Source organism: Sphingomonas sp. R86520 (assembly GCF_042466285.1).
Taxonomy (GTDB): Bacteria; Pseudomonadota; Alphaproteobacteria; order Sphingomonadales; family Sphingomonadaceae; genus Sphingomonas.
In genome coordinates this window covers 3260001-3281831 of sequence record NZ_JAXHBZ010000001.1, presented here as the reverse complement: position 1 = coordinate 3281831, position 21831 = coordinate 3260001, and the positions used below count along the sequence as shown (strand labels likewise).

Below are 21831 nucleotides of genomic sequence, written 5' to 3'. Positions count from 1 at the left end.
CGATGTCCGCTACACCGATAACCAAGGACGGCGAGCCGGTCTCGTTCTACGACATCGACGAGCACGAGCATCCCGAGGGCGGCAGCACGATGCTGGGTTTCTGGATGTACCTGATGAGCGATTGCCTCATCTTCGCGGTGCTGTTCGCGGCCTATGCCGTGCTCGGCAACAGCTACGCCGGCGGGCCCAGCCCGAAGGAGATCTTCGAGCTGCCGCTGGTGGCGGTGAACACCGCGATGCTGCTGTTCTCGTCGATCACCTACGGCTTCGCGATGCTGTCGATGGAGGAAGGGCGCCAGCGCATCATGCAGATGTGGCTGGTGTTCACCGGCCTGTTCGGGCTCTGCTTCCTGTCGATCGAAATGTACGAGTTCGCCACCCTCATCCATGAGGGCGCGGGCCCGACCCGCAGCGCGTTCTTGTCGTCGTTCTTCACGCTCGTCGGCACCCACGGCCTTCACGTCACGATGGGCCTGATCTGGCTCGTAACGCTGATGGTGCAGGTCCAGAAGCACGGCCTGATCGCCGCCAACAAGCGCCGCCTGATGTGCCTCAGCATGTTCTGGCATTTCCTCGACGTCATCTGGATCGGCGTCTTCACCTTCGTCTATCTGATGGGCACCCTACGATGAGCGACCCCCACGCACCGGCGAACAATCCGCACGCGGATCACGATCATGACAACGGCGCCGCGCACGGCACCCGTGGCAGCTATCTCAAGGGGTTCTTCCTCTCGGTCATTTTGACGGCGATCCCGTTCTGGGCCGTCATGACCGGCGCCTTCAAGGATCCGTCGACCGCCGCGCTCGTGGTGATGGTCTTCGCCGTCGCGCAGATCGTCGTCCACATGATCTACTTCCTGCACATGAGCGGCAAGTCGGAGGGTGGCTGGACGATGATGGCGCTGATCTTCACGATCATCCTGGTGTTCATCACGCTCAGCGGATCGATCTGGGTGATGTACCACATGAACAGCAACATGATGCCGATGCAGGCCGCGGCGGACATGTGATGCAGACGCGACCGGGTCCTGCAGTCTATGTCGCAGGCCTGGTCGCACTGCTGCTCTTTGCCGGGTTCATGGCGCTCGGCATCTGGCAGGTCGAGCGCCGCACCTGGAAGCTTAATCTGATCGATCAGGTCGCAGCCCGCGCACACGCCGCGCCGGTCGCACCACCCGGACCCTCGTCCTGGGGCGCGGTCACTGCCGCCACCGACGCCTATCGCCGCATCCGTCTTTACGGCACGTTCGATAACAATCGCGAAACACTGGTGCGCGCGGCTACCGCGCTCGGCAGCGGCTATTGGGTCATGACCCCCTTGCGGACCGCCCGAGGCTTCACCGTCCTCGTCAACCGCGGCTACGTCTCGCCCGAGCAACGCGTTGCGCATGGCAAGCCGGCTGGCCCGGTCACCATCACCGGCTATCTGCGCATAACCGAACCGAGCGGCGGCTTTCTCCGCAGCAACGATCCCGCCACCGGTAAATGGTATTCACGCGACATCGCCGCGATCGCCAAGGCCCGCGGTCTCTCGAACGTCGCGCCCTATTTCGTCGATGCGGACCGGTCCGGCACCGGGGCGCCGGTCGGCGGACTGACGATCATCGCCTTCCCGAACAACCACCTCGTCTACATGCTGACCTGGTTCACACTCGCCGCGATGACGGTTGGGGCGTTCGTTGTCTTCGTGCGCCAGGATGCGCGCAAGCGGCGAGGTGGGGCATGAGTTCGGAATCGGCACGTCTAAGCTGGCAACGCTGGCTTGCCCTGGCCACCGCGCGCACCGACGCGACCGGCAACGCCAATATGCGTCAGCTCGTCACGTTACGCTGGATCGCGGTTGCCGGCCAGTTCGTGACGATCCTGGTGGCGCGGTTCGTGCTCGGCTTCGATCTTCCGCTGGTGCCGATGATGGCGGCACTGGCGGCAGGAGTAGGGCTAAATCTTGCCAGCATGCCGCTCTACGGCTGGCGCAAGGGGGCGAACGTCCAGCTCCTGCTCGCGCTCCTGTTCGACGTCGGCCTGCTTACCACCCAACTCTATCTCGCGGGGGGGGCGACCAACCCGTTCATCTCCCTGTATCTGCTCCATGTCGTGCTTGGGGCCGTGCTGCTCGATCGCTGGTCGAGCTGGGCGATCGTTGCCGTCACCGCGGCCTGTTTCGGGCTGCTCACGCTCTATTACCACCCGCTGATCCTGCCGCCCAACTACAGCGGCGAGTATTTCGTTCTGTACACGATCGGCTCGCTGCTCTGCTTCATGCTGATCGCGACGCTGTTGATGCTCTTCATGACCCGCATCACTGGCAACCTTCGCGCCCGCGACACCCGCCTTGCGGATTTGCGCCAGCAGGCCGCGGAAGAGGATCACATCGTCCGCATGGGTCTGCTCGCATCGGGCGCCGCGCACGAGCTCGGCACGCCGCTCGCATCGATCGCCGTGATCCTCGCCGACTGGCGTCGCATGCCGACGCTGGCCCAGGACGCCGACCTTCAGTCCGAGATCGTCGAGATGCAGTCCGAGGTTCAGCGCTGCAAGGCGATCGTCACCGGGATTCTCCTGTCCGCCGGCGAAGCGCGCGGCGAAGCACCCGAGATCATGCCACTCCACCAGCTTCTCGACGGAATCGTCGATGAATGGCGCGCCGTGCACGTCGGCGTCGAGTTCGACTATACCACGCGAGTCGGCGACGATCCGCAGGTCGTGTCCGACCCCGCATTGAAACAGGTGATCGCCAACGTGCTCGACAATGCCGCCGAAGCCTCGCCGCACTGGGTCGCGTTTCGCGGCGAACGCAGCGACGGCGACCTCGCCCTGATCGTCCGCGATCGCGGCCCCGGTTTCAGTGACGAAAGGCTGGCAAGCTTCGGCAAACCCTATCAGTCGAGCAAGCGCGAACCCGGCCACGGCCTCGGCCTTTTCCTCGCCGTCAACGTCATGCGCAAGCTCGGCGGCGGCGTGTCGGTCATGAACTGCGAGGGTGGTGGCGCGGAAGTCACGATCACCATGCCTCTCTCCGCGATCGCCTTGTCATGACAAGCACCGTTACGGACATCACGACCCAACCAAAGCTGCTCGCGATCGTCGAGGACGACGAGACCTTCGCCCGCACGCTCCGTCGCTCGTTCGAACGCCGCGGCTATGAGGTGATGCAGGCCGCCAGCCACGAGGAGCTCGTCGAGCAACTGGCGGAGCGCACGCCCCGTTACGCAGTCGTCGACCTGAAGCTAGGCGGCGCATCGGGCCTGGTCTGCGTGCAGACGCTCCACGCGCACGACCCCGAGATCCTCGTCGTCGTCCTCACCGGTTTCGCCAGCATCGCCACCGCGGTCGAGGCGATCAAGCTCGGCGCCTCGCACTATCTCGTCAAACCCTCGAACACCGACGACATCGAAGCCGCGTTCGATCGCACCGAGGGCAGCGTGGACACCGAACTCTCCGAACGTCCGACGTCGATCAAGACGCTCGAATGGGAGCGGATCCACACCACGCTCGCCGAAACCGACTTCAATATCTCCGAGACTGCACGCCGCCTCGGCATGCACCGCCGCACGCTCGCGCGAAAGCTCGAGAAACGCCCGGTAAAATAACCGCAACGCTTCGCCGAAGGCGCGCGTTGTCGTTCGATGCTGGTGCCGAAACCCTCACGACTTTGGCAGCCAAAGCGACTGCTAGCGACCCCCTCTGCGCTGATTTGGGAGCATGGTGCGGAGATTGTCGCACGCGCAACCGCACTCGGCGTACCCGTCACGACGCTGCCAAGCGACCGCCTAAAGCTCGATCTCCCCGAAGACTCCCGCCGCGCTTATGCCGAGGCCAAGGCGACACTCGCGCTCGTCGTCGCGCCGCCCTCGAAGCGCAAGCTCCAGCCGATCGCCCCCAGCGCGGACTGGCGGATCGACCTCGCCGAGGGCTGCCTCGCGCATTGCGGCTATTGCTACCTGGCGGGCTCGCTGAAAGGCCCGCCTATCACCCGCGTCTACGCGAACCTGCCCGAGATCCTCGCCGAACTTCCCGCGCATCTCGGCCAGGGCACCGTCACCTCGCGCTCGGCCGCCCGCGCGCATGAAGGCACCACGTTTGAGGCCTCCTGCTACACCGACCCGCTCGGCATCGAGCACGTCACCGGATCGCTCTCCGCGCTGATTTCGCATTTCGGCGCATGGGAGGCGGACGTGCAGTTACGGTTCACCACCAAGTTCGACGCGGTCGACCCACTACTCACGCTCGACCACCGCGGCCGCACCCGCATGCGCGCCTCGATCAACCCCGCCGCCTATGCACGCTTCGAAGGCGGCACGAGCCCCGTCGCCGCGCGGCTGGTCGCGCTGCGAAGGATGGCGGACGCAGGCTACAGGATCGGCCTGACCGTCGCCCCGATCATCGCCGCCGAAGGCTGGCGCGAGGCGTATGGCGAATTGCTGGCGGAGGCGGGCAGCGTGCTCGCCGACATTCCCGACGTGACGATCGAGCTTATAACCCACCGCTACACGCCAGGGTCGAAAGCGGTGCTCGAAACCTGGTACCCTGGCTCGTCGCTAGACCTAAGCATGGCCAACCGCACCAAAAAGCGGACCAAGTTCGGCTCGGTCAAATATGTCTACGACGCCGACACGATGCGCGCGCTCCGCACCTTCTTCCAGGACGAGATCGCCGCCAAGCTTCCGCAGGCCCGTATCCTCTACTGGACCTGACCGCTGCGCCAACCGGCAACGCAGCGTTGCCATTCGCGGCCTTCCGATCGCCGCCACCGCCGCCTACCTCGAGACCATGACAAACTCCCGCCAGCCTACGCTCTTCATCCCGCACGGTGGCGGACCCTGCTTCTTCATGGACGACCCTGCGGGCATCTGGACCGGCATGGCCGCGTACCTTCGGTCGATCGCGACCTCGCTGCCCGAAAAGCCCAAGGCAATCCTCGTTGTATCCGGCCACTGGGAAACGCGCGGCTTTGCGTTCACCGGCGCCGCAACGCCGCCGCTGATCTACGATTACGGCGGCTTCCCCGCGCATACATACGAGTTGCGCTACGACGCCCCCGGCGATCCTGCCTTGGCCACCCGCGCCGCCGACCTGCTCCGCGGTGCCGGGCTGACCGCCGCCGTCGACTCGACACGCGGCCTCGATCACGGCGTCTTCATCCCGATGAAAGTCGCGTTCCCCGACGCCGATATCCCGGTCGTCGAGATGTCGGTCGACCGCGATCTCGATCCGGAGCTCCACGGCGGCGCCGGTCGCGCGCTTGCCCCGTTGCGCGACGAAGGCGTGTTGATCGTCGGGTCGGGCATGAGCTTCCACAACATGCGCGGCTACGGCGACCCCCGCTTCAGCGCGCCGTCCGAAGCCTTCGACCAATGGCTCACCGCAGCGGTCGCGGCTGAACCGACCGCCCGAGCGGAAGCGCTAGCCGGTTGGGCGAAAGCCCCAGCCGGCCGCCTCTCGCACCCCCGCGAAGAGCATCTCCTTCCGCTGATGGTCGCCGCCGGTGCCTCCGACCAACCCGGTAAGCAGGTCTACAGCCAACACGTCCTGCAAACTGCGATCTCCGGTTACCGCTTCAACTAAAGGAATTCCCATGGCCCTCCCCGTTTTGCTGGCAATCTCCGGCAGCCTGCGCCGCGGCTCGTACAATACGGCGATCCTGACCACGCTAGGCGAAGCTATCGCCGACCAGGCCGCGCTGACGGTCTTCGCGCTGAACGACGTCCCGCTCTACGATCAGGACGCCGACACCGACACGCCCCCCGCCGCCGTCGCCGCCCTGCGCGCGGCAATCGGCGCGGCCGACGGGATCGTCATCGCCAGCCCCGAATATAACCACGGCATCTCCGGCGTCCTGAAGAATGCGCTCGACTGGGCTTCGCGCCCGCACGGCAAGGCGACGCTCACGGGCAAGCCGGTCTTCACGCTCACGTCGTCACCCGGCGCCGTCGGCGGCGCACGCGCGCACGCGCAACTGAACGAGACGCTGGCCTCGATCGGCGCCCGCACCGTCCTGCGCCCCCAAGCCGTCGTCGGCGCGGTCCACGAGAAGATCGCCGACGGTCGCCTGACCGATCAACGCACGCTCGACTTCCTTGTCGCTGGCGTAGACGATCTGCTCGCCGATATCGCCCGCCCGACCGCCGCCGACCGCGAGGCCTCCTGACATGCGCCACGTCCTCGACCAGTATCCCGCCCAGCGCGACGACATTGCCGACCTGGTGACACGACGTCCGCTACCGGGTCCCGGCCTGCCGCAGGTCGATCCGTTCCTGTTCCTCAACCATCACGGCCCGCAGACCTATCGTCCCGGCAATAGCGGCCTGCCGTTCGGTCCGCATCCGCATCGCGGATTCGAGACGGTTAGCTTCATCCTGAGGGGCGAGATGGCGCATCTCGACAGCGGCGGCCATGAAAGCGTCATCCGCGCGGGCGGCGTCCAGTGGATGACCGCAGGCTCGGGGCTTATTCACGCCGAGATATCGCCTGCGTCGTTCAAACGCGACGGCGGCCCGCTGGAGATCCTGCAACTCTGGGTCAACCTCCCCGGTCGGCTCAAGATGACCAAGCCCGCCTATACCGGCCTCCAGCGCGAGGACATTCCCACGATTTTGGTCGAGGGCGGCACCGTGAACCTGATCTCGGGCAACTTCGGAACGGAGCGCGGCCCGATCGAATCGCTGACCGGCGTCGCGATGATGACCGTCGAACTCGAAGCCGGCGCCAGGGTTGACCTGCCAGCCCCAGCCGGCCGCGCGGTCTTCTTCTACGTCGTCGCTGGCACCCCCACGGCCAACGGTACACAGATCAAGCCGCACCACCTCGCCACCTTCGCGGTGGACGGTGACACGATCACCGTCACGACCGAAGCCGCAGCCACGATCGTCTACGGCCATGCCGACCCAATTGGCGAACCGGTCGTCTCCCACGGCCCTTTCGTCATGAACACCCGCGAAGAGATCGTTCGCGCGATCGAGGATTATAACGCTGGCCTGTTCGGCAAGCCGCCGGTTATTCGTTAGGGCGCCTGCGCACCGGGGGCAGCGCGGCACAGATGTCGGCGCCGCCGGCGGGCACCGTGAAGAACGGTCCCGCCCGGTTCTCGCGCGACCCGATCCACGCGACGAACCGGGCATTGTCGGCCGCGCGATACTCGAAGTGCGGACGCGTAGCGGCAGGCAACTCGCTTGCGAACCGTGCCGAGACGATCGGGCTGCGCTCGCCTTCGGTCTTGTAGAAACCGAGATCGCCGGTGCCGCGCGGCAATGACGACAGCCATTCGATTCCGTCGATCACTCGTCCGACAACCGCAATGTTGCGGTCCAGCGCGCGCGGCGAATGGCCGATCACGGTGTACAGCTCTGCGCCGCTCCCCGTGCTTGGCGCCAGATCGCGTGCGACGCCGACCATCCCATAGCAATGCGGCAGCCATTCGGTCGCACCATTGCCTGCCAGCGGCCACCCGTCGCGGCTGTACCCCGCCCATTCCGCGTAAGGATCACGCTGCGATAGCCGCGCCACGGTCGTCGGTCCTGCATGCGAATACTCGGCCGGCGGAGCCTCGACGACACCGGCGACAAGCGGCTTCTTCTCGGTCGCATCGCCCCATTGCGCGACGTAATTGTCCTGCAACCGGTAGACGCTTGTTCCAACGTCCCACCAACGTGCGGCCGCGAGCTTGCGGATGTTGGCGACGTGCGCCGGCGCATATTTCGCAGCAAGCCGAACCGTGAAGCTGTGCCCGTTGGCCAGCGTGAACACGAGCAACTCGTCGTCCGGCACCGCCACCCAGTCGGCTGGCAGCGGATCGGACGGGAGGGGCGCCGCGGCCGGAGTGGACGCAGGTGCGACTTGCGCCAGCGCGACGGCGAGGAGAAGATTCAGCATTCGCACAGACTGCCCGAGCCGGTCCCCGCACGCAATCGCTTGCGCGCGCGCGAAACCCGCACTAGCAGACGGCCTTCCAGAGCAATGCGGAGCGGTGGCCGAGTGGTCGAAGGCGCTCGCCTGGAAAGTGAGTATACGTCAAAAGCGTATCGAGGGTTCGAATCCCTCCCGCTCCGCCACCCATTTGCTAACCCGTTGAAACCGCGTTCATTCGAGAATACGTGGTCGTCGGCCAGTAGTCTCCCAACATCGCATAGCCACAAATCAGCGTTCCGCCTCGTCGTACTATCCCGGCCATGCGTGGGCTCAGCGACAAGATGCTGACTCAGCAGTTGAAAGGACTCGAAGCCGCTGGCGTCGCTCTGCCAACGCGCGCCGAGGTCCCTGAACCGCACGGCAGCCAGGTGTGTTTTGCATTGTACTTGGCAGGTGGATGAGACCGAAAGTAGATAGGCGCGTTGAGGACCTTGATGACAGACCGGACCGAAAACGGGGCAGGCGTTGAACAGCGCCTGCGTGAGAGCGAAGTCCGCCTGCGCCTGCTGACCGAAGCGAGTTCAGACGTCCTGTACCGGATGAGTCCGGACTGGGGAGAAATGAAGGAGCTCGACGGGGGCGGCTTTCTGCCCAGTACCGCTTCGTCGAAACCGAACCGCTCGTGGTTGCTGGCGTATATTCCCGAGACCGATCGGGCGGCGGTAACCGGCGCCATCGACGAAGCGATCCGGCTTAAGAAGACATTCGATCTCGAACATCGTGTTGTTCGTGCGGACGGCACCGTCGGTTGGACGCTGTCCCGTGCCGTTCCGCTCCTGAACCCGGCCGGGGAGATCGTGGAATGGTTCGGAGCCGCGAGCGACATCAGTGCCCGTCGCGATGCGGAAGCCGCCCTGCGCAAAAGCGAGGCGCAGTTCCGGCAGCTGAACGCGACGCTCGAACAGCAGGTCGAGGAGCGCACGGCCGAGCGTGACCGCATGTGGGAGACGTCACCCGATCTGCTCGTGGTGGTCGACTTAGAAGGCGTGTTCCACCGCGTCAACCCGGCCTGGACCGCGCTTCTGGGTTACGCGCCTGACGAGTTGGTCGGACACCATGTCAACGAGTTCGTCGTTCCGGATGATCATCGCAAGACGGTCGGAGCCTATGAAACGGCCGCGGCCGGCTATCAGCTGAGGCTTGAAAACCGCTACCGGCACAAGGATGGCGCGATCCGCACGATCTCGTGGGTCGCTGCGCCAGCGGGCACCGTCACCTATGCGACGGGCCGCGACATCACAGTCGAGCGGGAGATGGAATCACGGCTGCACGACGAGCAGGACTTCGCGCGCCTTGCCCTTTCGGCCGTGGGCGGGGTCGGCGTGTGGACCTACGATGTCGCATCCGACTGCTTCTTCTGCGACGCGGCAATAGCCGCTTTGTACGCGCTCGATGCGGAACGCGGCGCCGTGGGGCTGCCTCGTGAGGAGTTTCTGGCCAACGTCCATCCGCAAGACCGTATCTCCCTCCAGAAAACGATGTCTGGCGGCCTACAACGCTTAGGTGAGCTCGAACTCGAATACCGGCTGGTCCACCCCGACGGGTCGATCCGCTGGGTATTGTCCCGTGGACACACCTACTTCGACGAGAGCGGCGTGCCTGTGCGGCGGACCGGCGTCGGTGTCGACATGACCGGGCAGCGACAGCTCGAAGACCAGTTACGCCAAGCGCAGAAGATGGAGGCGGTGGGGCAACTCACCGGGGGGCTGGCCCATGACTTCAACAATCTGCTGACCGGCATGATGGGCAATCTGGAACTGCTTCAGATGCGGCTGGAGCGAGGCAAGCTCGACGACGTCGAACGCTTCATTCACGCGGCTCAAGGCGCCGGCCGCCGTGCGGCTTCCCTCACCCAGCGGTTGCTCGCCTTTTCGCGGCGACAGACGCTCGATCCGAAGCCGACCGACGTCAATCGCCTGATCGCCGGAGTGGAAGACCTGTTGAGCAGGGCGGTAGGGGCGACCGCCGATATCGAGGTGGTGGGCGCCGCTGGGCTGTGGCCCGCCATGATCGACGCGACTCAACTCGAAAGCGCTATCCTCAACCTGTGTATCAACGCACGTGACGCCATGCCGGGTGGCGGCCGGATCACTATCGAGACGGCGAACACGTGGCTGGACGACCACGCGGCCCGGGCGCGCGACCTGCCGTCCGGTGACTATCTGTCGATCTGCGTCTCAGACACCGGCACGGGCATGGCGCCGGAGACGATCGAGCGCGCCTTCGAGCCCTTCTATACGACCAAGCCGATCGGTCAGGGCACGGGGCTCGGCCTGTCGATGATTTATGGCTTCGCTCGCCAGTCGGGTGGTCAGGTGAGCATCCAGTCAGAACAAGGGCAGGGCGCGACGATCTGCATCTATCTTCCTCGCTATGCTGGCGATGCCCTGCCGAGTGAGGAGGATTCGGCAGTTGCGATCGCCGCCGTGGCCAGCGGTGAGACGATCCTGGTGGTCGATGACGAAGCCACGATCAGGCACCTGATCGACGAAGTGCTCGACGAGCAGGGGTATACCGTGATCGGCGCGGCAGATGGTGCAGCCGGTATCAAGGTGCTGCAGTCGGGTGCCAGGATCGAGCTGCTGATCACCGATGTCGGCTTGCCGAACGGCATGAACGGACGGCAGGTCGCTGACGCGGCACGTTCTTTGCGCCCTGATCTCAAGGTGCTTTTCATTACTGGCTATGCGGAGAATGTCGCGGTCGGCAACGGCCATCTCGAACCCGGCATGGAACTGCTAACCAAGCCATTCACCATGCAGGGGCTGGCGGCCAAAGTTGCGGAGATGATGCGGGCTGGCGGCGATGTAACGGCGCAGGGCTCGAGTTCGCGCAGCTAGCCTACTTTCCTGAACAACCGGCAGTAGCTGCTGCATAGCGAATAGCGATAGTTGTTAGGCGGCGGCCTCCGCCGGAGCGGGCTAGAACGCAGACCACGTCCGTCGTGTTCTTCCGCGAACGCGGTAGCCCAGTGTCACGAACGCGCCGCTTGGTACCCTGGCCCCCGCCTTCGCGAGGGCGGGGCACGCTATTAAACCGCCAAAGCCCGATCGCTGACGAACATATTCGTCGCCCGCTCATGCGCAAACGTGCTCGCCGGTCCATGCCCCGGAATGAAACTCGTATCGCTCCCAAGCGGCCAGAGCTTCTCGACGATCGACTTCACCAGCACCTGATGATTTCCCCCAGGCATGTCCGAACGCCCGACCGACCCCTGGAACAGCACATCCCCGACTTGCGCGAACTTCGATGGCGCGTGGTGGAATATAACGTGGCCTTCGGTGTGGCCGGGGGTTTCGTAGACGTCGAGCACGAGGTCGCCGATCGACACCGTGTCGCCTTCCACCAGCCACCGGTCCGGTTCGAAATTCACGCCGGAGATCCCGTACTTCGGCCCATCCTGATCGAGCCGCTGCAACCAGAAACGATCCGCCTCGTGCGGGCCTTCGATCGGTACGCCGAGGTCGTTCGACAGTCGTTTAGCCCCGCCTGCGTGATCGATGTGGCCGTGCGTCAGCAGGATCTTCTCGACCGTGACGCCCGCCTGTTCGACCGCCGCCATGATCCGCGGCAGGTCGCCGCCGGGATCGATCACCGCCGCCTTCATCGTCGCGGTGCACCAGATGATCGTGCAGTTCTGCTGGATCGGCGTGACCTGCACGATCGCGGCGCGGAGTGATGGATTTGTCATGTCCTCGAAATAGGATAGCGCGCCCGTCGGAGCAATCGGCGCTTGCGGTTTGCCCCGTGCCCCGTGCAACAGTCGCGGTGATGTGGACCGCGCCCTACGTGTTGCTCGATGATGCCCGCGCGGCAGGAGCCCCGGCGCGATTGTACCGCGACCCCGTCAGGATCGTCCGAGCCGATACGCTCGCCGAAATCCGTCCCGCGCTCGATGCCCTGCGCAACGCCCGCAAGGAAGGGCTGCACGCCGCCGGATACCTGACCTACGAGGCCGGCGCCGCACTTGCCTCGAGGCCGGTCGAGGTCCGCACCGAAGGCCCGCTGCTCTGGTTTGGGCTGTTCGCCCAGTACCGGACGATTGCGCGCGAAGACGTCGCCGCCCTGCTCCCGGACCCCGCCGGCGCCTGGACCGGTCCGCCCGAGCCGCTGATCGACCGCGAGACCTACGACGCCAGCCTTGCACGCGTTCTCGACCTGATCGCGGCGGGTGACATCTACCAGGCCAACCTGACTTTCGCCGCAACCGTGCCGTTCGTCGGCGATCCGCTCGCGCTCTACGCTCGTCTGCGCCTTCAGGCCGGGGGGGGATATGGCGCGTTGATCGACACCGGCGAGACGCGCTTCCTGTCGCTCTCCCCCGAACTCTTCTTCGCGCTCGACGGCGACACGCTGACCTGCCGCCCGATGAAAGGCACGGCACAACGAGGCGCCACGCCCGACACGGACCGCGCGCTCGCCGAGACGCTCGCGTCAGATCCGAAGCAGCGCGCCGAAAACCTTATGATCGTCGACCTGATGCGCAACGACCTGTCGCGGGTCGCTACCCAGGTCGTGGTCCCCGATTTGTTCACCGTCGAGACCTATCCGACCGTCCACCAGATGACCTCGACGATCACCGCGACGCGCAAGCCCGAGTGCGACGCGGTCGACGTGCTGGCTGCGCTGTTCCCTTGCGGATCGATCACCGGCGCGCCGAAACAGCGTGCGATGGAAGTCATCGCCGAGGTCGAGCACGCGCGCACCCGCGGCATCTACACCGGTGCGATCGGCCGCTTCGACGCGGATGGCGACGCGATCTTCAACGTCGCGATCCGCACGATCGCCATCGCAGACGGCACGGCGACGATGAGTCTCGGCTCGGGCATCGTCGCCGACAGCGATGCGGATGCCGAATGGGAGGAATGCCGGGCGAAGGGCGCGTTCATCACAGCCGGTCAACGCCGCTTCGACCTGATCGAGACGATGGCGTTCGATCCCGACGAAGGCCTTGCCCGCCTGGAAGCGCATCTCGCGCGGATGAAGGCTAGCGCAGATGCACTCGGCTTCGTCTTCGACCGCCACGCCGCGCGCAACGAGCTCCAGGCCGCGACCTTCCGGTTGCGCGGGCCCCGTCGCATCCGCCTGTTGCTCAGCGCGAGCGGCGCGGTTGCGATCGAGGCGGCGCCGCTTCCGCAATCGCCCACACGGGCGACCGTCGCGATCGTCCCGCTGCCCGTGGCACCGACCGACTTCCGCCTGCGTCACAAGACAAGCGCGCGCGGCTTTTACGACGACGCCCGCAAGGCAGCGGGGACGTTCGAGATCGTGTTCGAGGATGCCGATGGTTTCCTGACCGAAGGCAGTTTCTCGAATGTGTTCGTACCGCGAGGAACGGGACTCGTGACGCCGCCGCTACGGCCCGGTGAGTTTTCGGGCCTGCTCCCCGGTATACTCCGTGCGGAGTTGTTGAAATCGGGCCGCGCGACCGAGGCCTCGCTCACTCGCAGCGACCTCGTCGACGGCTTCTTCATCGGAAATGCGGTCCGCGGCCTCGTTCCGGCGATTGTTGCGGTTGCGAATTCAAGCGATCGGGGCGTATAGCCCGCGCGAATTCCGCGGCCGAGAACTGCGGACAACCGCAAAGGTTCCATCATGCACGCATCCGCCGCGCTCGGTCGCATCAGCCCTTCGCCGACGCTGGCGATCACCAGCCGCGTTCTCGAACTGAAGCGCGCAGGCGTCGACGTCATCGGGCTGGGCGCGGGCGAACCAGATTTCGACACGCCGGACTTCGTCAAAGAGGCCGCGATCCAGGCGATCCGCGACGGCAAGACGAAGTATACCAACGTCGACGGCACGATCGAGCTGAAGCAGGCGATCGTCGCCAAGTTCGCGCGCGACAACAACCTCACCTACACCACCGACCAGATCACCGTGAACGTCGGCGGCAAGCACACCTTGTTCAACGCGATGGTCGCGACGATCGATCCGGGCGACGAGGTCGTCATCCCCGCGCCGTATTGGGTCAGCTATCCCGACGTCGTCCAGTTCGCTGGCGGCGTACCCGTCATCGTCAAGGCGGGCCCCGAGGTCGGCTACAAGCTTGACCCAGCCGCGCTCGACGCAGCGATCACGCCGAAGACCAAGTGGGTGATCCTCAATTCGCCGTCGAACCCGACCGGCGCCGGCTACACGATCGACGAGCTGAAGGCGCTCGGCGCGGTGCTCGCGAAGCATCCGCACGTGTGGATCTTCGCCGACGATATGTACGAGCACATCGTCTATGACGGCTTCAAGTTCGCGACGATCGCCGAAGCCTGCCCGGAACTGTTCGAGCGCACGCTGACCGTCAACGGCTGTTCGAAGGCCTATGCGATGACCGGTTGGCGGATCGGCTATGCCGGCGGCGCGGCCTGGCTGATCAAGGCGATGGCCAAGCTCCAGTCGCAGTCGACCTCGAATCCGTGCTCGATCGCGCAGGCGGCGGCGGTGGCGGCGCTGAACGGCGACCAGTCGTTCCTCGCCGAGCGCAACACCGCGTTCCAGGGCCGCCGCGATCTGGTCGTGGCGATGCTCAACGACATCGACGGGATGCACTGCCCGACGCCGGAGGGCGCGTTCTACGTCTATCCGTCGTTCGCCGCGCTGATCGGCAAGACGACGCCGAACGGCCGCCTGATCGACACCGACGAGGCGATGGTCGGCTATCTGCTCGACGACGCCAAGGTGGCGGTCGTGCAGGGCGCGGCGTTCGGCCTCTCGCCGGCGTTCCGGATCAGCTACGCGACGTCGGACGCGCTGCTCCGCGAGGCCTGCACGCGTATCCAGACGGCGTGCGCCGCGCTGAAGTAAATTCCGCCACGATCCTCCCCCGCCAGGGGGAGGTGGCGCGAAGCGACGGAGGGGGAGGACACGGAACAGGCGTTTCGCTTTCCTCCCCCTCCGTCTGGCAAGAGCCAGCCACCTCCCCCTGGCGGGGGAGGATTGCAAAAGCTCTCACCGGCAACATTGGGGACACACAGCGACATATCCCGGCAATCCTGCCGGGGGATGTCTGCTGCACGATGAACGCATCTGCCACGGCGCGTTAATCGAGAGTTTCTAAAAACGACATTGTGGTTGGCCGGCATCTCTACGACATGCCGGTACGTAGCTGATGCTGACCTATCCGGTCGGCGTCGTCATTTGGTTCATTGGGATCGCATCATGCGCAGCATCGTAAAGTCGAGTTTCTTCTGGCAGTTCAGCGGCGGTTTCGTCCTCGGCGCCATCGGCTTGCTCGCACTGCAGCCTGCCGAAGCACGCCAGACCTTCGCCAGCCATTTCGAGCACAGCGCCTCCGTCACGCGCTAAGCTTACCGAAGGCCGCAATCTTCGGAGACTTGGCGAACGGTCACGGCAACCCCATGTATCTACACATGAAAAAGCCGCTCCTCGCCACCCTCGCCGCTGCCGGTATCGCCGGTGCGATCCTCTCCTCCGGTGCCGCGCAAGGTGCCCGAGCGATCGTCATCCCCGCCGCCAAAACAGACGTTCCCGCCGCGCCCGGTCTCCAGACCGCGGTGCTGGCCGGTGGCTGTTTCTGGACGATGGAGGCGGTGTTCGAGCATGTGAAGGGCGTGAAGTCGGTCACCGCCGGGTACGCAGGCGGCACCCGGGATACCGCGACTTACGACCAGGTCTCGGCCGAAGCGACTCGCCATGCCGAAGCGATCAAGATCGCATACGACCCGCGTATCGTCAGCTACGGTACGCTGCTCCGCGTATATTTTTCGATCGCGCATGATCCGACCAGCCTGAACCGGCAGGGCCCGGACAGCGGCACCAGCTATCGTTCGGCAATCTTCCCGCAGTCACCGGTCCAGGCGCAGGTGGCGCGTGCGTATATTGGCCAGCTCGGGAGCACGCATGCGTTCTCGGGGCCGATCGTGACGAAGCTGGAGACCGGCGCGTTCTATCCGGCTGAGGCGTATCACCAGAACTTCTTCGACCGGAACCCGACGCATCCGTACATCGTGATGTGGGACAAGCCGAAGCTGGCGGCGTTCCGCGCGGCGTTCCCGACGATCTCGAACTGAGGCGATAAGCGTCAAAAGACGTTTGCCCTGAAGCACGTCATTCCAGCGAACGCTGGAATATCCCGGTTTCGGCCAAGGTCCCGAGCCACTAGGGAGACCCCAGCTTTCGCTGGGGTGACGGGTGGGGGGCGGTACCCGGTTGGAGTGCCGACGCAGGCGGTTCGGGAATGCGCGAACGGATTACCGACGCTAAGCCGCCACCGGAAACCGCAACATCCGATCCGCTACCGGCACCAGCGCCTGCGCCCCGACCCCGACCGCGCGCACGATCTCCGGATGATCGACGTCCAGCCCGCCGGTCAGCGACCCGAACGCGGGCAGGATCAGCTTCGTCGCGGTCGCCACGAAACACCGTCGCGCCACGTGCTTGCCGCGCACCGACAGCCGCAGCTTCGGATGGAAATGCCCCGACAGTTCGGGCCGCGTCTCCGCCCGGTCCGCCTCGTGTCGCAGCACCAGCCCGTCGACGACCGCCTCGTCCACCACCTCGCCACCGCACCGATCGAGGATCGCCGGATCGTGATTGCCCGTGATCCACGTCCAGCGCGTGCCGTCGGTCATCGCCCGCAGCATATCCTGCGCCCGCTGCGGCAACCGCTCGCACCCGTCGCTGTCGTGGAAGCTGTCGCCCAAACACCAGACTTCGCGCGCGCCGGTTGCGGTGACCAGCGCGGTCAGGTCCGCCAGCGTGGCGATCGAATCATAGGGCGGCAGCATCTGGCCGCGCTTGGCGAACCAGCTCGCCTTCTCGAAATGCAGGTCGGCGACCAGCAGCGCACGGCGCTCCGGCCAGAACAGCGCGCCTTGAGGCAGCGCCAGAAGCGCATGTCCACCGAACGAAAAGGGAACCATCCGCCAGCCATGCCGCTCCGCTCCGCATGAATCAAGCGGCCACGTCTCCAGACGGGTCGCCAACCGGGTCGTCACCGGGCGGGACTTGCGCGCGGCCCCAATCGGCGTAAAGCGCCCCGTCCCTCCAGGAGGAGCGCGTCTCGCGCCATGTCGTCCGTAGCCGGAACACCCGAAACTGCCGTGCCTTCAGAACCGTCGACCGATCTGTCGGCGGCGCATCTGCATCCGCATCCGGCGCTCGCCGCACTCACCGTCGGCGCGATCGGCGTGGTGTTCGGCGATATCGGCACCAGCCCGCTCTATGCGTTCCGCGAGGCGCTCGGCCAGACCGCGGAGAACGGCATCGATCCGAGCGAGATCGTCGGCGTGCTGAGCCTCGCGCTCTGGTCGCTGTTCCTGGTCGTGACCGTCAAATACGTCATCTTCCTGATGCGCGCCGACAACCAGGGCGAGGGCGGCGTGCTGGCGCTGGCGGCGCTCGCCCGCCGCGCGCTCGGCATGCGCTCGAAGATCGCGATCGTGCTCGGCGCGGCTGGGGCGTCGTTGTTCTACGGCGATGCGATCATCACGCCCGCGCTGTCGGTACTCTCCGCCATGGAGGGCCTGCGCACGATCCCGAGCGCCGCGCACATCTTCGACGAAGGCACTGTCCGCGCGCTGACGATCGCCATCCTGATCGCGCTGTTCATGATCCAGTCGCGCGGGACCGCGCAGGTGTCGAAGCTGTTCGGCCCGGTCTGTATCCTCTGGTTCGTGTCGATCGGCGCGCTCGGCATCTGGCATATCGCCGACGAGCCCTCGATCGTCCGCGTGTTCCTGCCGACCTACGGCATCTCGTTCCTCGCGACGCACGGCGTCACCGGGTTGTTCGTGCTCGGCGCGGTGTTCCTGACGGTCACCGGCGCCGAGGCGCTGACCGCCGACATGGGCCATTTCGGCAAGCTGCCGATCCGCATCGGCTGGTTCTTCCTCGTCTTCCCGGCACTCGCGCTCAACTATCTGGGGCAGGGGGCGTTCGCGCTGGCCAGGCTCGAGGATGCGGCGGCGCGCGGCGTGCCGTTCGTCAACCAGGACTGGTTCTTCCTGATGGCGCCCGAATCGCTGCGTCCCGCGCTGATCATTCTGGCGGGCTTCGCGACCGTCATCGCCAGCCAGGCGGTGATCACCGGCGCGTTCAGCCTGACTCAGCAGGCGATCCAGCTCGGCCTGCTCCCGCGCCTGCGCATCCGCCAGACCTCGGCCGTGTTCGCCGGCCAGATCTACCTGCCCGCGATCAACTGGCTGTTGCTGATCGGCGTGCTGGTGCTGGTGATCCAGTTCAAGACGTCGTCGGCGATGGCGGCGGCGTACGGCATCGCGGTTACGGGCACGATGGTCGTCACGACCTTGCTCGCGTACATCGTCGTTCGCCACCGCTGGAACTGGTCGCGTCCGCTGGCGCTCGCGGCGATCCTGCCGTTCCTGACGCTCGATCTGATCTTCTTCGGCGCGAACATCCTCCGCGTGATCGAGGGGGGCTGGGTGCCGCTCGTCATCGCCGCCGCGATCGGGCTGATCATCTTCACCTGGGTGCGCGGCAAGAAGATCGTCAGCGCGTTCGAGAAGCGCCAGAGCATTCCGCTCACCGACCTCGCCGCCGCGCTGGAGAAGCGTCCGCCCGAGCGCGTATCGGGGACCGCGGTGTTCCTCACCGCCAACCCGCACGCCACGCCCGGCGCGCTGCTCCATAACCTGAAGCACAACAAGGTTCTTCACGAGCGCAACCTGATCGTCAGCATCCGCACCGCCGACCGGCCGTTCGTCGACGAGGCGGCGCGTGCGAAGGTCGAGCGCGTCGACGAGAATTTCTCGATCGTCGTGCTGACCTACGGCTTCATGGAATCCCCCGACGTGCCGCGCGATCTCGGCATCGGCACGAAGGCCGAACAGCTCGGGCTGGACCCGATGCGCACCTCGTTCTTCATCGGCCGCAACACGCTGAAGCCCGATGCGGAGAAGGGCATGCCGCCGTGGCAGGACCGCATCTTCATGTTCCTGCAGCGCAACGCCAGCGATCCCACCGACTTCCTGAAGATCCCGCCGGGCAAGGTGCTGGAACTAGGCGAACAGGTCACCGTCTGAACTCCCTCGCCCTTCCGGGGAGAGGGAAGGGGCCCGCGGCGCTTGCCGTGGGAAGGGTGAGGGGCGTTGTTGGGCACCGTCCCGAGCCTCACGCCCCTCACCCTTCCGTCGCCGACGGCTCCTCCCTCCCTCTCCCCGAAGGGGCGAGGGAATGCTTCGTCACCCCGCAAACGCCTTCACCAGATCGAACAGATAATCCCGGCCATCATACAGCGACTCCACCCGGATCCGCTCGTTGAGCCCGTGGATGCCGCCCATGTCCTTGTCGATGAATACGCCCGGCGCGCCATAGACCGGGATCCCGATTGCCTCGAAGAAGATTCCGTCGGTCGCCCCGGTCGACATCAGCGGCAGGATCGGCAGCCCCGGAAAATGCTCCGCCGCGACCTTCGTCACCGGCCCCATGATCTTCGGATCGAGCGTCGGCGGGATCGCGGTCGGCCGCACCGGCTGGTTCGCCGTCACCGTCACCTTCGCCCCCGCCAGTTCCTTCAGCTTGGCGAGCGTGCCCTCGACCGTCTCGCCCGGAAAGATGCGGCAATTGATGTTCGCCGTCGCGCGCTGTGGCAAAGCGTTCTCGGCATGCCCCGCGCTCAGCAACGTCGCCACGCATGTCGTCCGCAGCGTCGAGTGCATCGCCTTGTCGCGGCTGACGATCGCATCCGCCGCCTTGTCCTCGGGATTGGCGAGCAACCGCGTGATCGCACTCCCCATCTCGCCCGGCATCGCCTTGGCACTCGCCGCAAAGAACGCCTTGGTCGTGTCGGTGAACTTCACCGGAAACTCGTAGCCTTGCACCGCCTTCACCGCATCGGCGAGCTCGTAGATCGCGTTCTCCGGCGTCGGCTGCGAGCTATGCCCACCAGGGTTGGTGGCGAGGAACGTATAATTCTGCGCCGCCTTCTCGCCGACCTGGATTGCGAGCAACTGGCGCTTGCCGTTGTCGTCGGTACGCCCGCCGCCGCCTTCGTTCAGCGCGAACTCGGCCGCGATCAACTCGGGCCTGGTCTTCGCCAGATACTGCGCGCCGTTCCATGCGAACGTGGTCTCCTCGCCACAGGTCAGCGCGAGTTTGATCGTCCGCTTCGGCGTGTAGCCGCCGGTCTTGAAGCGGATCATCGCGTCGGACCAGATCGCCGCCTGCGCCTTGTCGTCGACGGTGCCGCGTGCGTAATAATAGCCGCCTTCCTCGATCAGCTTGAACGGATCGCGCACCCAGTCCTCGCGCTTGGCCTCGACCACGTCGAGATGCGCGAGCAGCAGCATCGGCTTGATCGACGCGTCCGACCCCTTCAGCACCGCGACCAGTCCGCCGTCCTTGGGATGCTCGGGCACCGAGAAATAGGTGATGTCGCCGTCCGCATAGCCCGCCGTCTTCAGCCGCGCGCCGATCTGCGCCGCGGCCTGCGTGCAGCTGCCGACCGACAGCGACGTGTTGGTCTCCACCAGTTCCTTGTAGAGCCCGAGAAACGCCTTCTGGTCGGGCCGCGACTGCGCCTGTGCGGAGACGGGCGCAGCGAGAACCGCTGCCGTGAGTAGCCAACCGGTCGCGCGCATCGTCATCCCCTTGATCGTCTTATGACGGCAGAGTTGCAGCGAACGCAGCGTTTCGCAACCTCGACCTGCCGGACGTGGTGGTATCGTCATCGCCGTACCGATCGCTACAAGGCGTTTGGTCGGCGATAGCGGGAGAGCGCAGGGTGAAGACGGTTTTTCGAGCGCTTCTGGGTCTGGGTTTCCTGCTTGCGTCATCGGCAAGCTATGCGGACGATCAGTTCGAGATCCTGGTGATCGCGACCCCCAGCAAATATCATTACGAGTATATCCCAGTCGCCCGCGACAGCATCGAGCGGCTCGCGAAGCTCCATGCCTTCCATGTGAAATGGACCAGCGATCCGGCGGTATTCGACGGCGACCTGCAGCATTATGCGGCCGTGATGTTCCTCAACACGCCAGCGGAGCAGCTGAGCAAGACCCAGCGGGACCATTTCGAGGCGTATATGCGCGCTGGCGGCAATGCGATGATCGTCCACCGTGCCGCGATCATCCCGCCGAACGACTGGCCCTGGCACGAGAAACTGGTCGGACGCCGTTTCATCAACCACCCGATGCTGCAGACCGGGGTCGTCACCGTCGTCGACAAGACCTTTCCCGCGACGTTCGGTCTACCCGACCGCTGGATCTGGAGCGACGAATTCTACGTCACGAGCAATCCGTACGCGGTCCGCATCGATACGGTGCTGAGGGTGGACGAGACGAGCTACGATCCCACCAGGATCTGGCCGGGCCAGGTCGCGAAGCCGATGGGGAAGGATCACCCCGAAGCATGGTATCACCGATACGAGAAGGGCCGGGTCTTCGTCACGCTTCTCGGGCATGATCCTGAGATGTACCGCGATGACCGGTACCTGCAGCATCTGCTGGGTGGCCTGTATTGGGCCGTCACCGGGCTCGGACAAACCCGCTGAAACCTCGGCATATAGCGGACGGCGGCTCTATGCTCCGTCGCCAGGTCGGATCGGCCTGCTGACGACCGGATTGCGCAAGGCTTGTCCTGACGGTCGAACAAGAAGAGCCGCCTGCGGCCAGCGCGTGCTGCGTCGTGCCGACGCCGCGCTCCTGCCCAGCGGCACGTCGGTGCGAGTCATGATCGCCATCCTTCGCTACCGTCACAGCCGAGCCGCAGGGCGTGATGCAACGATCGATGCGCCGCGTCGTTCGTCCCGCATACCCAGCTCACAGATCGAAAGGCCGAGTATGTTCGGACATACGAAAACGATTCGCTACGCCGTCGTCGCCGGCGGGCAGATTTCTCAACAAGCGTTCATGCCGGGCATCGGACGCACCAACAATTCCGAACTCGTCGCGCTCGTCACCGGCGACCCGGTCAAGGCCGACCGGCTTGCCAAGCTGTACGGCATCAAGGCGTG

Annotated in this window: 21 protein-coding genes and 1 tRNA gene (1 of these 22 cut by a window edge); 18 read left to right on the top strand and 4 right to left on the bottom strand. The window is 65.5% G+C overall.

Going from position 1 to position 21831, the window contains the following annotated elements:
• The first annotated feature begins 2 nt into the window (after positions 1-2).
• From cyoC to SJY41_RS14940, 9 genes are all read left to right on the top strand, one after another.
• A complete protein-coding gene (cyoC, locus tag SJY41_RS14980; RefSeq protein WP_380783019.1) occupies positions 3-632 on the top strand; it encodes a cytochrome o ubiquinol oxidase subunit III in 630 nt (209 codons plus the stop codon).
• Entirely contained in the window at positions 629-1012 is a 384-nt protein-coding gene (gene cyoD, locus SJY41_RS14975) for a cytochrome o ubiquinol oxidase subunit IV (protein WP_380783018.1), read from the top strand. The genes cyoC and cyoD overlap by 4 nt, the downstream gene beginning before the upstream one ends.
• Complete coding sequence (locus SJY41_RS14970) at positions 1012-1728, top strand: SURF1 family protein (RefSeq protein ID WP_380783017.1); 717 nt, start codon at positions 1012-1014, stop codon at positions 1726-1728. Before cyoD ends, SJY41_RS14970 begins: the two co-directional genes overlap by 1 nt.
• On the top strand, positions 1725-3038 hold the full coding sequence (locus SJY41_RS14965) for an ATP-binding protein (protein WP_380783016.1): 1314 nt from the start codon (positions 1725-1727) through the stop codon (positions 3036-3038). Before SJY41_RS14970 ends, SJY41_RS14965 begins: the two co-directional genes overlap by 4 nt.
• Complete coding sequence (locus SJY41_RS14960) at positions 3035-3592, top strand: response regulator transcription factor (RefSeq protein WP_380783015.1); 558 nt, start codon at positions 3035-3037, stop codon at positions 3590-3592. Before SJY41_RS14965 ends, SJY41_RS14960 begins: the two co-directional genes overlap by 4 nt.
• A gap of 36 nt (positions 3593-3628) precedes the next feature.
• Positions 3629-4696, top strand: coding sequence for a spore photoproduct lyase family protein (locus SJY41_RS14955; RefSeq protein ID WP_380783013.1), 1068 nt, complete (start codon positions 3629-3631; stop codon positions 4694-4696).
• Between the two features lie 76 nt (positions 4697-4772).
• Positions 4773-5567 carry a DODA-type extradiol aromatic ring-opening family dioxygenase gene (locus SJY41_RS14950; RefSeq protein WP_380783011.1) on the top strand — a complete coding sequence of 265 codons (795 nt, stop codon included), beginning with the start codon at positions 4773-4775 and terminating at the stop codon, positions 5565-5567.
• Between the two features lie 10 nt (positions 5568-5577).
• Positions 5578-6150, top strand: coding sequence for an NADPH-dependent FMN reductase (locus SJY41_RS14945; protein WP_380783009.1), 573 nt, complete (start codon positions 5578-5580; stop codon positions 6148-6150).
• Between the two features lies 1 nt (position 6151).
• A complete protein-coding gene (locus SJY41_RS14940; RefSeq protein WP_380783007.1) occupies positions 6152-7006 on the top strand; it encodes a pirin family protein in 855 nt (284 codons plus the stop codon).
• Here SJY41_RS14940 and SJY41_RS14935 read toward each other — a convergent pair.
• On the bottom strand, positions 6996-7871 hold the full coding sequence (locus SJY41_RS14935) for a peptidylprolyl isomerase (protein ID WP_380783005.1): 876 nt from the start codon (positions 7869-7871) through the stop codon (positions 6996-6998). The genes SJY41_RS14940 and SJY41_RS14935 overlap by 11 nt on opposite strands.
• Before the next feature lie 88 nt (positions 7872-7959).
• On the opposite strand from SJY41_RS14935, the gene SJY41_RS14930 reads away from it, so the two are divergent.
• Positions 7960-8050 (top strand) — tRNA-Ser (locus SJY41_RS14930).
• 291 nt (positions 8051-8341) lie between these two features.
• A complete protein-coding gene (locus SJY41_RS14925) occupies positions 8342-10747 on the top strand; it encodes a PAS domain-containing protein (RefSeq protein ID WP_380783003.1) in 2406 nt (801 codons plus the stop codon).
• Positions 10748-10938: 191 nt separating this feature from the next.
• Here the strand turns inward: SJY41_RS14925 and SJY41_RS14920 are convergent, their stop codons facing one another.
• Positions 10939-11598: an MBL fold metallo-hydrolase gene (locus SJY41_RS14920; RefSeq protein ID WP_380783002.1), complete on the bottom strand. Its 660-nt coding sequence runs from the start codon at positions 11596-11598 to the stop codon at positions 10939-10941.
• An 80-nt stretch (positions 11599-11678) separates the two neighbouring features.
• On the opposite strand from SJY41_RS14920, the gene pabB reads away from it, so the two are divergent.
• From pabB to msrA, 4 genes are all read left to right on the top strand, one after another.
• Positions 11679-13451 (top strand): aminodeoxychorismate synthase component I, encoded by a 1773-nt coding sequence (pabB, locus tag SJY41_RS14915; RefSeq protein ID WP_380784157.1) that lies wholly within the window; start codon positions 11679-11681, stop codon positions 13449-13451.
• A gap of 51 nt (positions 13452-13502) precedes the next feature.
• Positions 13503-14702: a pyridoxal phosphate-dependent aminotransferase gene (locus tag SJY41_RS14910; protein ID WP_380783000.1), complete on the top strand. Its 1200-nt coding sequence runs from the start codon at positions 13503-13505 to the stop codon at positions 14700-14702.
• Between the two features lie 354 nt (positions 14703-15056).
• A complete protein-coding gene (locus tag SJY41_RS14905) occupies positions 15057-15203 on the top strand; it encodes a hypothetical protein (protein WP_380782998.1) in 147 nt (48 codons plus the stop codon).
• A 65-nt stretch (positions 15204-15268) separates the two neighbouring features.
• Positions 15269-15928 (top strand): peptide-methionine (S)-S-oxide reductase MsrA, encoded by a 660-nt coding sequence (gene msrA / locus SJY41_RS14900; RefSeq protein ID WP_380782996.1) that lies wholly within the window; start codon positions 15269-15271, stop codon positions 15926-15928.
• Between the two features lie 189 nt (positions 15929-16117).
• Here the strand turns inward: msrA and pdeM are convergent, their stop codons facing one another.
• Positions 16118-16780: a ligase-associated DNA damage response endonuclease PdeM gene (gene pdeM / locus SJY41_RS14895; RefSeq protein WP_380782994.1), complete on the bottom strand. Its 663-nt coding sequence runs from the start codon at positions 16778-16780 to the stop codon at positions 16118-16120.
• A gap of 180 nt (positions 16781-16960) precedes the next feature.
• Between pdeM and SJY41_RS14890 the strand changes: the two genes are divergently transcribed.
• On the top strand, positions 16961-18901 hold the full coding sequence (locus SJY41_RS14890; protein WP_380782992.1) for a potassium transporter Kup: 1941 nt from the start codon (positions 16961-16963) through the stop codon (positions 18899-18901).
• Between the two features lie 159 nt (positions 18902-19060).
• Here SJY41_RS14890 and SJY41_RS14885 read toward each other — a convergent pair whose 3' ends face one another.
• The gene (locus tag SJY41_RS14885; protein WP_380782991.1) at positions 19061-20458 is read right to left on the bottom strand and encodes a M20/M25/M40 family metallo-hydrolase; all 1398 of its coding nucleotides are present in this window, start codon (positions 20456-20458) and stop codon (positions 19061-19063) included.
• A 143-nt stretch (positions 20459-20601) separates the two neighbouring features.
• On the opposite strand from SJY41_RS14885, the gene SJY41_RS14880 reads away from it, so the two are divergent.
• Positions 20602-21369, top strand: a complete 768-nt coding sequence (locus SJY41_RS14880) for a ThuA domain-containing protein (protein WP_380782989.1) — start codon at positions 20602-20604, stop codon at positions 21367-21369.
• Between the two features lie 289 nt (positions 21370-21658).
• A protein-coding gene (locus SJY41_RS14875; RefSeq protein ID WP_380782987.1) for a Gfo/Idh/MocA family protein crosses the window boundary here: on the top strand, positions 21659-21831 show its beginning. The gene runs 943 nt beyond the window's last position; the window shows 173 of its 1116 coding nt (coding positions 1-173); the start codon lies at positions 21659-21661; its stop codon lies beyond the right edge, outside the window.

What these genes read in the sequence shown, in the direction of transcription:
- SJY41_RS14920 (WP_380783002.1), bottom strand. Translation starts at nt 11,598, where the DNA reads ATGACAAATCCATCACTCCGCGCCGCGATCGTGCAGGTCACGCCGATC.
- cyoD (WP_380783018.1), top strand. Translation starts at nt 629, where the DNA reads ATGAGCGACCCCCACGCACCGGCGAACAATCCGCACGCGGATCACGAT.
- SJY41_RS14950 (WP_380783011.1), top strand. Translation starts at nt 4,773, where the DNA reads ATGACAAACTCCCGCCAGCCTACGCTCTTCATCCCGCACGGTGGCGGA.
- SJY41_RS14935 (WP_380783005.1), bottom strand. Translation starts at nt 7,871, where the DNA reads ATGCTGAATCTTCTCCTCGCCGTCGCGCTGGCGCAAGTCGCACCTGCG.
- SJY41_RS14910 (WP_380783000.1), top strand. Translation starts at nt 13,503, where the DNA reads ATGCACGCATCCGCCGCGCTCGGTCGCATCAGCCCTTCGCCGACGCTG.
- SJY41_RS14955 (WP_380783013.1), top strand. Translation starts at nt 3,629, where the DNA reads ATGCTGGTGCCGAAACCCTCACGACTTTGGCAGCCAAAGCGACTGCTA.
- SJY41_RS14970 (WP_380783017.1), top strand. Translation starts at nt 1,012, where the DNA reads ATGCAGACGCGACCGGGTCCTGCAGTCTATGTCGCAGGCCTGGTCGCA.
- pabB (WP_380784157.1), top strand. Translation starts at nt 11,679, where the DNA reads ATGTGGACCGCGCCCTACGTGTTGCTCGATGATGCCCGCGCGGCAGGA.
- msrA (WP_380782996.1), top strand. Translation starts at nt 15,269, where the DNA reads ATGAAAAAGCCGCTCCTCGCCACCCTCGCCGCTGCCGGTATCGCCGGT.
- SJY41_RS14965 (WP_380783016.1), top strand. Translation starts at nt 1,725, where the DNA reads ATGAGTTCGGAATCGGCACGTCTAAGCTGGCAACGCTGGCTTGCCCTG.
- SJY41_RS14905 (WP_380782998.1), top strand. Translation starts at nt 15,057, where the DNA reads ATGCGCAGCATCGTAAAGTCGAGTTTCTTCTGGCAGTTCAGCGGCGGT.
- SJY41_RS14925 (WP_380783003.1), top strand. Translation starts at nt 8,342, where the DNA reads ATGACAGACCGGACCGAAAACGGGGCAGGCGTTGAACAGCGCCTGCGT.
- pdeM (WP_380782994.1), bottom strand. Translation starts at nt 16,780, where the DNA reads ATGGTTCCCTTTTCGTTCGGTGGACATGCGCTTCTGGCGCTGCCTCAA.
- SJY41_RS14940 (WP_380783007.1), top strand. Translation starts at nt 6,152, where the DNA reads ATGCGCCACGTCCTCGACCAGTATCCCGCCCAGCGCGACGACATTGCC.
- SJY41_RS14960 (WP_380783015.1), top strand. Translation starts at nt 3,035, where the DNA reads ATGACAAGCACCGTTACGGACATCACGACCCAACCAAAGCTGCTCGCG.
- cyoC (WP_380783019.1), top strand. Translation starts at nt 3, where the DNA reads ATGTCCGCTACACCGATAACCAAGGACGGCGAGCCGGTCTCGTTCTAC.
- SJY41_RS14885 (WP_380782991.1), bottom strand. Translation starts at nt 20,458, where the DNA reads ATGCGCGCGACCGGTTGGCTACTCACGGCAGCGGTTCTCGCTGCGCCC.
- SJY41_RS14945 (WP_380783009.1), top strand. Translation starts at nt 5,578, where the DNA reads ATGGCCCTCCCCGTTTTGCTGGCAATCTCCGGCAGCCTGCGCCGCGGC.